The following is a 14416-nucleotide window of genomic DNA, read 5'->3' on the forward strand; positions in this document are numbered from 1 at the left end:
TTTTTTATTTTTAACTAAATTTATATAAATTTTTAGTTGAATTTTAAACTATTTGTTTCTAATTTGTTTTTTTTAGGTATTAAAGTTTGTGTACAATCTATTATAGTAACTAAAGAATCGGAGGGGGACAAATGAAAAGATATAAAAAGGTACTAATAGCTTTAACAACATTAATATGTATGGGAGCCTTAGTGGGGTGTGGTTCTTCAAAAACTGTACAAGCTAATGCTGAGGAAAGTGTAAGTGTTGCTAAAGGTGATGATGTAACTAACAATAAAGAAATGGAAAAGAAAGAAAGTGATTCTAGTGGTGTTAAATACTTAGCACTTAAAGATGATCCTAATGCAGAAGATGCTAAAGTTGTATCAGAGCATACAAATGGGCTTTTAAAAGGTACACTTAAATACCCTGTAAGAACAGATGGAAAGAAAGTAGCATATTTAACATTTGATGATGGTCCATCAACAACTAATACACAAAATGTTTTAGATGTTTTGGACAAGTATGGAGTTAAAGGTACATTCTTTGTTATGGGAAAATCTATAGAAAAGAATGAAGAATCAAAAAATCTATTAAAGGAGATAGCTGAAAAGGGACATGCTATAGGAAATCATTCATATAGCCATGATTATAGATATCTTTATCCAAATAGAAGTATGAATGTTTCTAACATAATGGATGAATTTAATAAGACTAATGAGGCTATGAAAAGTGTTTTGGGAGAAGATTTTAATACTAAGGTTGTTAGGTTCCCAGGTGGATATTGGTCTTGGAAAGACAGAACTCCAATGAAAGAAAAAATGGTTGAAACAGGTATAGAAAATATAGACTGGAATGCATTAAATGGTGATGCGGAAGGTAAAAAAAAGAATGCTGATGAACTATATAACTACTTTGTAAATAGCGTAGAGCTATTAGGAGATAAAGCAGATAGTGTTGTTGTTTTAATGCATGATACTTATGGTAAAGAGGAGACTGTTAAGTCATTACCAAAAATTATAGAATATTTAAAAGGAAAGGGCTTTGAATTTAAGAGCATAAAATCAGCCTAATACCTAATATAAATAAAGAAGAGTTTTAAAATATAAGTTTGTACATAACATGTACAAGCCTATAATTTAAGACTCTTTATTTTTTAGACTATGTTTCAATATAATTTTATATGAATTGGGAATACTAAGAAATAATTTTATATGTTTTAGAGAGGAGGTTCTAGCTTAAAAAATGTTAAGCTAGATAAAATATATGCTTATTCCGAAAAGAGTGATTTTTGAAAAAGGTGCCTTGGATTATGAGGTAGGAAAAGAAATTTATAGAAGATTTAAAGATAATGATAGCGTTGAAATTATAAAACTTAATTCAAATAGAGTAAAGTCATCTATTCCAGGAGAAAATCTTCATGATCAATATAGGGAAGGAAAGAAAACGCTAGTAGTTGGAGTTAAGAAAAGCATGAAGTTTCAAAGTTGTAAGCCATCTGCTCATTATCAACTTCCCTTAGTATCAGGCTGTATGGGTCAATGTGAATATTGTTATTTAAATACACAGCTTGGAGATAAACCATTTGTTAGAGTTCATGTCAATATTGATGAAATTTTAGCGCAGGCAGAGAAGTATATAAATGAAAGAAAGCCTGATATAACAATATTTGAAGGAGCTGCAACATCAGATCCTATTCCAGTTGAACCATATACTCATTCATTAGCTAAATGTATAGAGTATTTTGGAAAAGAGGATTTAGCTAGATTTAGATTTGTAACAAAATATAATGATGTAGATAGTCTTTTAAGCCTTGAGCATAATGGACATACAGAGATAAGGTTTAGTATAAACACAGATAAGGTTATTAAAGAATATGAGCATTCAACTGCATCATCAAAAATAAGAATAGAGGCAGCAGGAAAGGTAGCTAGGGCAGGATATCCATTAGGTTTTATAATAGCACCAGTTTTTTTATATGAGAATTGGAAGGATGACTACAGAGAACTTTTAGATGTACTTAGAAAAGAAATACCAATAGAGCAAGATGAGAATTTAGGATTTGAAGTTATAAGTCATAGATATACTATAAAAGCTAAAAATAGAATTCTTGAAATATTTCCAGAGACAACACTTCCAATGAATGAAGATGAAAGAAAGTTTAAATATGGTCAGTTTGGATATGGAAAGTATGTCTACACAAAAGAAGATATGCAAGAAATAAAGATATTCTTTACAGAAGAAATTGAAAAGAGATTTCCTATAAGTGGAATTAAATATATAATATAAGTAATATGGGGAGTGAAAAGAGGAGGTAGTTATGGCATTTATTCCTGACAAAGTGATTAGAGATGGTAGTAGAGGAATAGATAAAATTATTGAAAAACAAAAGAAAAAGACAAGAGTTAAAATTAAACTTGGTTTATTAGCATTTTTGATTTTAATATTGGGATTGTTAGCGAAGTATCAAAATTTACTTTTAAAATAGGGGGGGATTAGGGATATAACATGTATATAGAGACTGAAAGATTAGTTATGAGAAATTTTAATTATGAGGATTTAAAGGGGGCTTTAGAATATTTAAGTGATAGTGATGTTATGAAATATATTGAAGCTCCGTTTACATATAAAGAATCAAAAGATTTTATAAAGAAATATGGGATTAGTTCAAATCCTCTAATTTATGCCTTAATTGATAAGAATAAAGGTAATATTATAGGGCATATTATTTTTCATAAATTTGATTATGAGGATGTTTATGAAATTGGATGGATAATAGACAAGCGGTGTTGGGGGAAAAATTATTGCTTTGAAATAAGCAAAGAAATATTTAATTATGCATTCAATGAAATGAGGATAAATAAGGTTGTTGCAGAAGTAGTGACGGATAATAAGAAATCTATTGCTCTAATAAAGAAATTAGGAATGATTAGTGATGAACCTTTAAATCAAGATAATAGTGAATTAAGAACATTTAGTGTAACTAGATATTAGGCTGAATATAAATTAGGGGAAAAGCTATGTGTAGAGAGAAGTATACCATTTTCTGTTGGGCAGATAGATGGGTATTTTGACGATAATCCACCAAAAGAGTTTTGGGATATATTAGCCGTATATGTTGCATATTCATCTTTAACATCAATAACATGGGCGATTTCTTTTGGAATAGAAGAGGTTTTAGATATGCAAAAAAGAGGAAGAGTAGCTTTAGAAGATTATAATTATTTTGAAGAAGTTATTCCGAAATGGTATAAAGAATATGTTAAATAGTGAGGATATTATGAAAGTAAGAATTTTTGAATTTAGTGATAAAACTAAGAAAGAAACTGTACATATGATAACTGAACTTATGAATTATCATAGAAGATTAACTAATGCACCGAAAGAGTATTGGCAAAGTGATGAGCAATCAGAATTATTATTAAAAGAGTGGGTGCACGAAGGTACTATATATAATATTTATCTTGATAATAAGGTTGTGGGTTTTTTGTATGTTAAGTTTGGTGGACAAGAAGTTGCTTGGCTAGAGGACTTATTTATATTAGATGATTATAGACAAAAAGGGATAGGAAAAACAGCTTTAGAGAGATTAGATGAGATAATGATCAAAAAGAATATTGTAGCTATGTTTGTTGATGTTATTCCTCGAAATACTAGTGCATTAAAATTATATAAAGAGTGTGGTTTTGACCATTTAAATATAATACAGCTTAGAAAAAATTATAATAAGAAATTAGATAAAGAGGAAACTGTAGATATATTAGGTTATGAATTTAAAAAATATTAATTTTAAGTTTTGTTTTAAGTAAGTGTTGATTTTAGCGAGTACTTCAGAGTTACTTAATTTCGCAAAGAGTTTCTATTATTTTTTCCTATATGATAAAACTCTAAATTAATTATTAAGATGCCCTTATAGTTTTACCTAAAATCAACACTAGTTTAGAATAAAGCCTAATTTAAATTTAATTACTTTCTTGTTACTTGTATAAGTGAAATTCTTTCGTCAAGTTTTCCTAAATATAAATCGCTTAAAATTTTAGAACCGACTGTTGAAAAGAGTATTCCATTTGCTCCATATCCTAAGCAATACCAGATGTTTTTATTCTTAGGGTCTGGTCCTATATAAGGCAGATTATCATTAGTAGCTCCAAATAAACCATTATATTTGAATTCAACATTAAAGTTTATATTAGGAAACATCTCATGTAGTCTTTTTTCAAGTTTATTATATCTTAGTTCTGCTACACTATTTTCAAGTACCTCTGGAATAAATCTAGTATCTTCGCCACCTATTATTATTCTATTATCTGGTGTTGTACGTAAATAGATATATGGGTCTTCTGTAGTTCTTATTAAACAGTGATCTTCCCAAGAGAAATTTTCCTTTATAGGCTTTGTTACAATATTATAGGTCGTGTATAGAGTGCAAAATTTTTCCTTAGTAAATAATGAAATATCATATCCAGTAGCAACTATTAGTTTTTTACAGGTAATTGTATTTTCGCAAGCTTTAACTATTACACATTCATTTAAATGATTAACCTCAAAAACTTCTGTTTTTTCAAAGATTTTAACACCGCTCTTTGAAAGGTTATTAGCAAGACCATAGGCAAGTTTAACAGGATTTAATTCAAGTCCACCTCCTATAGAAAGAAGACCTGCTTTCATAGGGAATTCAAATCTAGTTTTATCATCTTTATTTAAAAATTCAACTGGGAATTTATTATCTTTTCTAATTTTGTACTCATATTCTAATTTAGGAACAGTTTTTTTATCATCAGTATATAGAAGGCAATTTCTAAGCTTTAAATCGCAATCAATATCAAGTTCAGAAACAATATTTTGAATCTCTTCTAATCCACAAGTGCCAAGTTTATATCCATCTATTAATGTTTTTAAAGGTATTTTCTTCTCAATATCTGATAATAATTCATCAAGTTCATATTGTAATAATGATGTAGTTATAGATGTTGAGCCCATTGCAAGTCTATTTTTTTCAACAATAGTAGTATTAACATTATTTTTGTTAAAGTAATAAGCACATAAAAGACCTGTTATTCCACCACCTACTATTAGTACATCAGTTGTTATATCTTCATCTAAAATTGGATATGAAGTTTTAGGTTTAGTTATATCTGAAAAGTAAGGATTTCCTCTGACTATATGTTTTTTCATAAAGCACCTCCATATTTTAAAATTATGTATAATTAAATCCTAAATTGCTAATTAATATGATCTAGAGTTCTATCTAGAATCAATACTAGTTTAAAACAGATCATTTAAATTAGACAGAGTTACTTATAATAATTTGCTTAAAAGTAGATATTATATTATGTGCATAAGACATAAGCTTAATAAGGGATAATATAAATATTTTTTTGTTACCAATATTTACATGGTAATGTTTGTATGTTATATTTTATCTAAAATTATATAATAATAACTAATCTATAAGTTTAAGAGGTTTAAGAATAATGTATGTTTTATTACATATTTATTAAATTAAATTTAGTGTTTAATAATAAAAATTAATTTAGAATAGAGTTCAAAATTTATAGGTGAAAGGGGGTATATTGTTTTAGATAATTTTAAGAATATATCTAAGCAATATAAAGTTTATGATTAAAGATATTAACGAAAAAATCAAAGAATGTAGAGAAGATATGATACTAAAGGAAACTTTAGAAAAGAAGTTATTTTCACTAAGAGCTGATTTGGATGGAAAAGAAAAAGAGTTATATATTTTAGAAAAGAATTTAGCTAAGGAGTTAAAGGATGTTCAAAAACTAAAATCACTTTCTTTTTCAAATTTTATTGCAAGTGTTTTAAGAAATAAGGAAGAGAAGATTGAGAAAGAGGAAAAAGAATATCTAGAAGCAAAGTCAAAATATGATTATTTTAAGAGTAGTGTAGAGAGTTTAAGAAATGATGTTGAAAAGACAATAGAAAGACTAGGTTATTTAAGAGATATAGATAATAGGTATAAGGAGCTTGTTAAGGAAAAGAGAGATTTAATAAAGAAATTAAACTTTAATGTTAGAGATGAAATAATAGCTCTAGAAGAACAGATAAAGGATTTATTAAGCGAAAAAACAGAAGTTTCAGAGGCGCTAAATGAAGTGTATACTTGTAAATCTTTAAGTAAAGATGTAGAAGCTTCCTTAGATAGTGCTCATGGTTGGGGAATATATGACATGGTTGGAGGAGGATTAGTTTCTTCTGTAATTAAACATAATAGAATTGATGATGCTAAAAGTGATATGGACAGATTAGGATATGCTGTTGAAAGGCTAAATAAGGAGTTAAGTGATTTAAATACAGATATTTTTAGAGACAGTCTTAATATAAGTGGTTTTTCTCATACATTAGATATATTCTTTGATAATATATTTACAGATATGTCAATACAAGGAGAGATAAATGATTCTCTAACTAGAATAAAAATTTTCCAAGATAAATTAAAAGGGTTAGCGATTAAACTAGAAGATAGAGAAAATATTATAAATATAAGAGTTGGAGAATTAAACGATAAAATAGATAGTATTATAGAAAATATAAATTAGATTAAATATTATTTTATATAAAAGAAGATAATTGTGTGACTTAGTCACATAATTATCTTCTTTTTAGAGTTATAATAATCACATAAGATAAATAATAGATTTTTGTTAATAATATAAATTGTTGATTAATAACGGATTGAAATAGAAGTAACTAAAGGAGGAATAAGTATGTTTTCATTTTTAAGAAAAAATAAAGTAGAGAGTATAAATGTAAATGATATGGATTCTATGTTAGGAAAGGTTAATTTAATTGATATAAGAGAACCTTATGAATATAAAGCTAGAGCATTAAAAAACTCTAAAAATATTCCTATGGGAGAGGTTTTAGGGAATCCAGAAAAATATTTAGATAAAAATAAGAAATACTATATAATGTGCCAATCAGGTGGAAGAAGTTCAAGAGCAACAAGTGCTTTAAGCAGAGCAGGATATAATGTTGTTAATGTATCTGGTGGAATAGGTTCATATGTTGGAAGTAAAATTAAGTAGTTATTTATGTTGTATTTAAATATAAGTTCGGAGGTAATTAATTATGGGAAGAAAGATTTTAATAGTTGGAGGAGTTGCAGGAGGAGCTTCTGTGGCTGCTAGATTAAGAAGACATAGTGAAGAGGATCAAATTATAATGTTTGAAAAAGGGCCTCATGTATCATTTTCAAACTGTTCACTTCCATATCACTTAAGTGGAACTGTAGGAGAAGCAAGTAGACTTGTTCTTATGAGTCCAGAAAAGTTTTTAAAACAATATAATATTGAAGCTAGAGTAAATAATGAAGTTATGGCTATAAACAGAGAAAATAATGAGATAAGAGTTAAAGATTTAATCACAGGTGAAGTTTATACTGAGTCATATGATAAGTTAGTTTTATCTCCAGGAGCTAAACCAATTGTTCCTAATATACCAGGAATAGATAAGGTCAATGTATTTACTATAAGAAACGTTGTAGATATTGATAGACTAAATACTTTTATAAAAACTAAAGGTGTTAAAGATGTTACTGTTATTGGTGGAGGATATATTGGAGTAGAAGCTGCTGAAAATCTAAAAGAAGGTGGATATAATGTAACTTTAGTAGAAGCTACAGATCAAATATTAAAACCTTTTGATTATGACATGGTGCAAATTCTTCATAAGGAATTATATGACCATGGAATAAACCTGATAGTTTCTGATAAAGTTACTTCTTTTGAGGAGAATAAGGTATTACTTGAGTCAGGAAAAGAGATTAATGCAGAAGCAGTTGTTATGGCAATTGGAGTTTCACCAGAAACTGAGCTTGCAAAAGAAGCTAATTTAGAGATTGGAGAAACTGGAGCATTAAAAGTTGACCAAAACTATAGAACTATAGATGATGATATATATGCTGTAGGTGATGCTATAGAAGTATATAATGTTTTAACTAATTCAAAAGCTAAGATTTCACTAGCAGGACCAGCTCAAAAGGAAGCTAGAAATGTAGCAGACCATATAAATGGAATGCCAGTTTTAAATAAAGGATATATTGGTTCGTCAGCTATTAAGGTATTTGATTTTAATGGAGCTTCAACGGGCTTAAATGAAGGGTTAATCAAAGCTTTAAAGATGGATATAGAGTATGGAATAGTTAGGATAGCTGTATCAGATAAAGTTGGAATTATGCCAGGAAATAGCACTATGCACTTTAAGTTAATTTATGAAATACCAACAGGTAAAGTCTTAGGTGCACAAGCTATCGGCAAAGGAGATGCTACTAAAAGAGTGGATGTTGTAGCAACTGCTATTAAGTTTGGAGCAACAGTAGATGACTTAAGAGATTTAGAGCTTTGTTATGCACCACCATTCTCAACTGCTAAGGATGTAGTAAACTATGCTGGATATGTAGGTTCAAATCTTCTAAGAGGGGCATTTAAACAAGTAAATGTTGATAAAGTTAGAGACTTAGTAGAATCAGAAGCATATATTGTAGATGTTAGAGAAGAAAATGAATATGAAAGAGGTCATATAAAAGGAGCTAAAAATATACCTCTTAGCCAGTTAAGAGAGAGATTTGATGAAATACCAAAAGACATACCGGTATATGTTCATTGTAGATCAGGACAAAGAAGCTACAATGCAACATTAGCTCTACAAAACTTAGGATATAAGAATGTAACCAATATAACAGGTAGCTTTTTAGAAATATCTTTATATGAGTACTTTAATGATAAAATTATGGGCAGAGAGCCAATAGTTACAGAATACAACTTTAATTAATTTAAAAGTGATTCAGAATCATTAGGTTTAGAGGTATCTTCTTCGGGAGATACCTCCTTTTATTAATGTTATCAAGTTTTTCAAGTATTAATCTAGCACAGACTATTAAATAAATTTAAAACATAATAAAATTCTAAAAATAGTAGGTTTTATAATGATTTTTATAGGTATAATATATTATCTAATAAACTGCACATTTCCACCTATAAATAAATGGAGTTATAATGAAAATAAGTTACTTATTAAACCTAATGGAGGAATAGGAGCTGCATTTGAATTAATAGACTATGGGAATAATTGTAATTGGATTATAAATAAAAGGAGTGGGTTTAATGAAAAATATGGAGAAAAAGTTTGGCTTACTCTATGAAACATATCCATTTTTAAAGGATATAAATGAAAAAAGTAATGGAGTATTTGAAGAAAAATTAATGCTTATTGAACTTGAAGGGGGAGCCTTTATAAGATCTAGTGAAGATAAAAGTTGTGCGGGTTTTCCTTTTGTTATAAGGGGAGAACTTAAGATACAGAGAATTAATGAAGAGGGAGACGAAACTAATCTTTACACAATAAAGAAAGGTGAATTATGTCATGAGGCTCTAGGATGTTTTATGAATTGTATTCCATTAAATATAGAAGGATATGCAATTCAAGATTCTGAGATATTTATAGTACCTACTGATGCAGTTGGAAAATTTTTGTTCAATGATTCTGAATTCTTACAATTTCTATATAAGGACTTATATTCTAAGTTTAAAAGGATTATAGATAAAAATGAGAATATAATACATGAGCCACTAGATACTAGGCTTATAAACTTTTTAAGGAGTAAAAATACAAATAATATTTACATAACTCATAATGAAATAGCCAAAGAAATTGGTTCTTCTAGAGAAGTTATTAGCAGAAAACTTAAAAAGTTGGAAAAAGAAGAGATATTAGCTTTATCAAGAGGTAAAATAACTTTACTAAAAGATATATAATTAAAGTGTTTAGCTATATTTTAAGTGAGTATTTATTTATAACTAAATTTATAATTAATACTGCTTTAAAATAGAATAAAATGTTTAATATTTTTGATGGAAAAAACATAGTAATAATTGTTAAAATAAATAAAGCTTAATTTAAATTACTTTAATACTATAAATATTGTTCTTTATATGTATAATGTACGTAAAGAACAATATTTATAGTATTTTATATTTTATGGATAAAAAATGGAATGTTAAAAGAAAGTTCATAGAGAAAAAAGGTATAATATATATAGTAATAATTTACTAAAATTAACTAAAATTCATATGGTATTTAAGGTAAAAATTTAGGAGGGGAATTTATGAAAAAAATAGTTCATATCAATGATCAATGGTTCTATGCAAATGATTACAAAAAGGAGTATTTAGAAAATAACTTTAATTTTAATGATTTTAAGAGAGTAGATTTACCTCATACAAATATAGAACTTCCATACAATTATTTTGATGAGAAGACATATCAATTTGTTTCTACTTATATTAAAAAAATTAAGTTTGATGATAGTATTAATGGGAAAAAAGTATTTGTAGATTTTGAAGGGGTTATGATGGCTTGCGAAGTCTACATGAACGGAACACATGTTGGTGGACATAAGGGTGGTTACACTAACTTTTCAGTAGATATAACAGAGGCAATCAATCTAGGAGAAGAAAATTTATTAAAGGTTGTAGTTGATTCAACTGAAAGACCAGATATACCTCCTCACGGATATGTTGTTGACTACTTAACATATGGAGGAATATATAGGGAAGTTTCTTTAAGAATAGTTGAGCCAATTCATATAAGCAATTTGTATGCTAGGTCTTATGATTGTTTAAAATATGAAAAGACATTACAACTTGATATTGAGATAAATAACTTTGAAGAAGAGAGAAATGATATTGAGATAGTAGTCGAATTTGGGGATGATAACTTTAATGATGTTTTAAAAATGAAAGTTCCTATAGAAAATGGCCTAGTTGTTAAAAAGTTAGAAATAGATGAACTAAGTAGAGTGGAGCTTTGGGATATAGATAATCCAAAGTTATATGAAATCAAAGTAACACTGATTAAAGACTCAGAAGTGTTAGATGAATATATTGATACTTTTGGATTTAGAGAGGCTGAATTTAGGGGTGATGGATTCTACTTAAATGGAAGAAAAATAAAACTGATAGGACTTAACAGGCATCAAGCTTATCCATATGTAGGGTATGCAATGCCAGAGAGAGTTCAAATGAAGGATGCAGATATATTAAAGTATGACTTAGGACTTAATATAGTTAGGACTTCTCACTATCCTCAATCAAGACACTTTTTAAAGAGATGCGATGAAATTGGGCTATTAGTATTTGAAGAGATTCCAGGATGGCAACATATTGGAGATGAAGAATGGCAGGCTATATCTATTAAGAATGTAGAGGAAATGGTAAAAAGAGATTATAATAGACCATCTATAGTTTTATGGGGCGTTAGAATTAATGAATCTGGAGATAGCCATGATTTCTACACAAAAACTAATGCAATGGCTAAAAGTTTAGATCCTGTAAGACAAACAGGTGGAGTAAGATATTTAACAGATAGTGATTTCTTAGAAGATGTTTACACTATGAATGACTTTATACATAGTGGTGGAGAAAAGGTATTAAGAACTCAAGATGAAGTTACTGGACAACCTCACAAGGTACCTTATTTAGTAACTGAGTATAATGGACATATGTATCCAACTAAGACTTTTGACCAAGAATGCAAGAGAGTTGAGCATGCATATAGACACTTAAGAGTTATGAATGAAGCATTTAAATTAGATGAAATAAGTGGAGCAATTGGATGGTGTGCTTTTGATTATAATACTCATAGTACATTTGGTTCAAGTGATAAGATTTGCTACCATGGAGTTTCTGATATGTTTAGAAACCCTAAATATGCAGCATATTCATATGCTAGCCAAAAGGAAGATGGAGTTGTTTTAGAACCAATTTCATTAGGCGCAAAAGGGGAAAGAGATGGTGGAGCTATACTTCCTTTCTCAGTTCTTACAAATTGTGATTATATAAAAGTATTTAAGGATGAAATATATATAGATACTTATTATCCAAACAAAGAAAAATTCCCTAACTTACCACATCCTCCAATAGAGGTTACTCATATATTAGAAATGGACTCTGATTTACAAATTAAAGAAGAAGATAAAGATGAGTTAAGACAGTTTGCTTTAAACAAGATGGAAAATGCTAATTTAACAAAGTTAACTGATGAAGATTATAAGTATATTGAAGAGTTTAGTGAAAGAGTAGGAGCACCAGTATTTAAAATAATGTCTATAGTTTATAGAATAGCTGGTGGATGGGGAGATAAAGAGAATTCTTTATTAATAAAAGGATTTATAGATAATGAAGAAGTGGCATCAAAAGAGATTGGAGAATTAAGAAGTATGGATAGACTTGAGGTTACTCCAGATGATAGTGAACTTTCATTAAGTAAATCAAGTTATGATGCTACAAGAGTAGTTGTTAAGCTTTTAGATAATTTAGGAGAGGTACTGTTCTTCAATAATGACTTTATTGAAGTTGAAGTTCATGAACCATTAAGCATAATGGGACCAAGTAAGTTTGGAATCTCAGGTGGAGCAACAGCTTTCTGGGTTAGAACTCATGGACAAGCAGGAGTTTGCAAATTAAAGGTTAAGAGTATGTACTTTGAAGAGGAAGTTACTATAGAAGTCAAATAATATAAGTTACAAGATTTTTTATATTGTAAGTATTCTTATAGTTGTTTATTATGTTTACTTATGTAATGTGATTCCAACTAACTTGCTTAATAACTATTAAGATAGGTAATTTTATAAAATAGGATTAAAGTTAATTCTTAAAATTTAATATATAAAATAATAAAAATGAAGGATAGACTATATAACCTTAATGTGGGTTTTATAGTCTATCCTTTTGTGTGATTTTCAGAAGGGACAATACTTGCCAAATGAAAATATCTATAATACACGTAAAAAAGAAGTAAGAGGTCAATATTAGTATTCGCAATAAAAATGTTAATTATCCTATGAATATTTTTGATGTATTTAAACAAAATAAGATATGTAATATTTAGAGTATGGGGTGTTTTTATGGTATTTTACATATCAGTCGTATTAATAGGATTATTTGTTTTATGGGGATTAGTATCACCAGGTGGATTAGCTAGTACAGCTAATATGGCATTGAAATTTACCACAGATAAATTTGGATGGTTATTTTTGATAGTAACTTTCGCAATATTGATTTTTATAATTTGGATTGCTTTTAGCAAATATGGTCATTTGAAATTAGGAGCAGATGACGATAAACCACAGTTTAAGAATATAACTTGGTTTGGAATGCTTTTTAGTGCGGGAATGGGAATTGGACTTATATTTTGGGGTGTTGCAGAACCACTAGACCACTATGTTTACCCACCTGTAGGAGTAGTCCCGTTGACTGCTAATGCGGCTAATACAGCTATGACGTATTCTTTTTTTCATTGGGGATTACATGCGTGGGCAATATATTCCCTTGTAGGATTGACAATAGCTTACTTTAGGTTTAGAAAAGGAAAAAGTTTTTTGATAAGTTCTACCCTAGAACCTTTAATTGGAGAAGGGAACAATTCAAATATAGCTAAGTTTATAGATATTCTAGCTATTATAGCTACTGCTTTTGGAGTTGCAACATCTTTAGGCTTAGGAGCATTACAAATAAATGGTGGATTAAACAATATATTTGGATTACCAATTAGCAATTTAAATCAAATTATAATAATAGGTGTAGCAACTGTTTTATTTATGCTTTCAGCATCAACAGGTTTAGAAAAGGGAATAAAAATTCTTAGTAATATAAATATATCAATAGCGATCATATTGATGTTATTTGTATTAATAACAGGACCAACTTCTAAGATTTTTGAGATATTTACAAATACATTAGGAGAATATTTTCAAAATATAATTCAACTAAGTTTAAACCTTACCCCATTTAGAGAATCGAAGTGGATATCAAACTGGACTCTTTTTTACTGGGCTTGGTGGATTGCTTGGTCACCATTTGTTGGTGTATTTATAGCTAGAGTATCAAAGGGAAGAACTATAAGAGAATTTGTACTAGGTGTTTTACTTGTTCCAGCTGTATTTAGTTTTATTTGGTTTTCTGTATTTGGAGGAACAGCACTAAATCTTCAAAGAAATACTGAGTTAGATTTAATCAAGTTAGTGGAAACAGATATAACATCTACATTGTTTGTAACATTAAGAAGTTTGCCTTTGGGAGTAATAATAAGTGTTATAGCAATAATTCTTATTATAACATTTTTTGTTTCATCGGCCGACTCTGCAACATTTGTATTAGGAATGTTCAGCTCTAAGGGGTCTATGAAACCTTCAACAAAGGTTAAGTTGATATGGGGAGTGCTTCAATCTTTGATAGCAATAGCATTACTTTTAAGTGGGGGATTAAGTGGTTTGCAAACTATGGCTATAGTTACAGCTTTTCCTTTCAGTATAATTTTGATAGCAATGATAATATCATTTATAAAAGAACTCAAAAAAGAAAAATTAGTTAAACAAGTTAGATATAAGCATGAGAAAAAGTAATTTTCATATAAA

General features: G+C 28.6%; 13 protein-coding genes. 12 read left to right on the forward strand and 1 reads right to left on the reverse strand.

The features are described from left to right. Positions 1-131 precede the first annotated feature (131 nt). The 5 genes from ACQZHJ_RS05560 to ACQZHJ_RS05580 all read left to right on the forward strand — a co-directional run bounded on the left by ACQZHJ_RS05560 (position 132) and on the right by ACQZHJ_RS05580 (position 3766). The gene (locus ACQZHJ_RS05560) at positions 132-1052 is read left to right on the forward strand and encodes a polysaccharide deacetylase family protein (RefSeq protein WP_430484549.1); all 921 of its coding nucleotides are present in this window, start codon (positions 132-134) and stop codon (positions 1050-1052) included. A 193-nt stretch (positions 1053-1245) separates the two neighbouring features. Beyond that, a complete protein-coding gene (gene splB / locus ACQZHJ_RS05565; RefSeq protein ID WP_430484550.1) occupies positions 1246-2268 on the forward strand; it encodes a spore photoproduct lyase in 1023 nt (340 codons plus the stop codon). Positions 2269-2299: 31 nt separating this feature from the next. Further along, complete coding sequence (locus tag ACQZHJ_RS05570) at positions 2300-2467, forward strand: hypothetical protein (protein ID WP_430484551.1); 168 nt, start codon at positions 2300-2302, stop codon at positions 2465-2467. A gap of 20 nt (positions 2468-2487) precedes the next feature. Beyond that, positions 2488-2973, forward strand: a complete 486-nt coding sequence (locus ACQZHJ_RS05575) for a GNAT family N-acetyltransferase (RefSeq protein ID WP_430484552.1) — start codon at positions 2488-2490, stop codon at positions 2971-2973. Between the two features lie 286 nt (positions 2974-3259). Next, the gene (locus tag ACQZHJ_RS05580; protein WP_430484553.1) at positions 3260-3766 is read left to right on the forward strand and encodes a GNAT family N-acetyltransferase; all 507 of its coding nucleotides are present in this window, start codon (positions 3260-3262) and stop codon (positions 3764-3766) included. Between the two features lie 179 nt (positions 3767-3945). On the opposite strand, the gene ACQZHJ_RS05585 is transcribed toward ACQZHJ_RS05580, so the two are convergent. Next, entirely contained in the window at positions 3946-5154 is a 1209-nt protein-coding gene (locus tag ACQZHJ_RS05585; protein WP_430484554.1) for an NAD(P)/FAD-dependent oxidoreductase, read from the reverse strand. Positions 5155-5597: 443 nt separating this feature from the next. Between ACQZHJ_RS05585 and ACQZHJ_RS05590 the strand changes: the two genes are divergently transcribed. The 7 genes from ACQZHJ_RS05590 (at position 5598) to ACQZHJ_RS05620 (ending at position 14404) form a co-directional block, all read left to right on the forward strand. Beyond that, positions 5598-6542: a hypothetical protein gene (locus ACQZHJ_RS05590; RefSeq protein WP_430484555.1), complete on the forward strand. Its 945-nt coding sequence runs from the start codon at positions 5598-5600 to the stop codon at positions 6540-6542. 168 nt (positions 6543-6710) lie between these two features. Next, complete coding sequence (locus tag ACQZHJ_RS05595) at positions 6711-7031, forward strand: rhodanese-like domain-containing protein (RefSeq protein WP_430484556.1); 321 nt, start codon at positions 6711-6713, stop codon at positions 7029-7031. A gap of 43 nt (positions 7032-7074) precedes the next feature. After that, the gene (locus ACQZHJ_RS05600) at positions 7075-8775 is read left to right on the forward strand and encodes an FAD-dependent oxidoreductase (protein WP_430484557.1); all 1701 of its coding nucleotides are present in this window, start codon (positions 7075-7077) and stop codon (positions 8773-8775) included. Positions 8776-8929: 154 nt separating this feature from the next. Next, positions 8930-9145: a hypothetical protein gene (locus ACQZHJ_RS05605; RefSeq protein WP_430484558.1), complete on the forward strand. Its 216-nt coding sequence runs from the start codon at positions 8930-8932 to the stop codon at positions 9143-9145. Then, on the forward strand, positions 9108-9758 hold the full coding sequence (locus ACQZHJ_RS05610; RefSeq protein ID WP_430484559.1) for a Crp/Fnr family transcriptional regulator: 651 nt from the start codon (positions 9108-9110) through the stop codon (positions 9756-9758). The genes ACQZHJ_RS05605 and ACQZHJ_RS05610 overlap by 38 nt, the downstream gene beginning before the upstream one ends. 350 nt (positions 9759-10108) lie before the next feature. Then, positions 10109-12517, forward strand: coding sequence for a glycoside hydrolase family 2 TIM barrel-domain containing protein (locus ACQZHJ_RS05615; protein WP_430484560.1), 2409 nt, complete (start codon positions 10109-10111; stop codon positions 12515-12517). A 390-nt stretch (positions 12518-12907) separates the two neighbouring features. Continuing rightward, the gene (locus ACQZHJ_RS05620; protein WP_430484561.1) at positions 12908-14404 is read left to right on the forward strand and encodes a glycine betaine uptake BCCT transporter; all 1497 of its coding nucleotides are present in this window, start codon (positions 12908-12910) and stop codon (positions 14402-14404) included. The last annotated feature ends 12 nt before the right edge of the window (positions 14405-14416 follow it).

Origin of the sequence: Clostridium sp. B9, assembly GCF_050509515.1 — a bacterium.
Lineage (GTDB): Bacteria > Bacillota > Clostridia > Clostridiales > Clostridiaceae > Sarcina.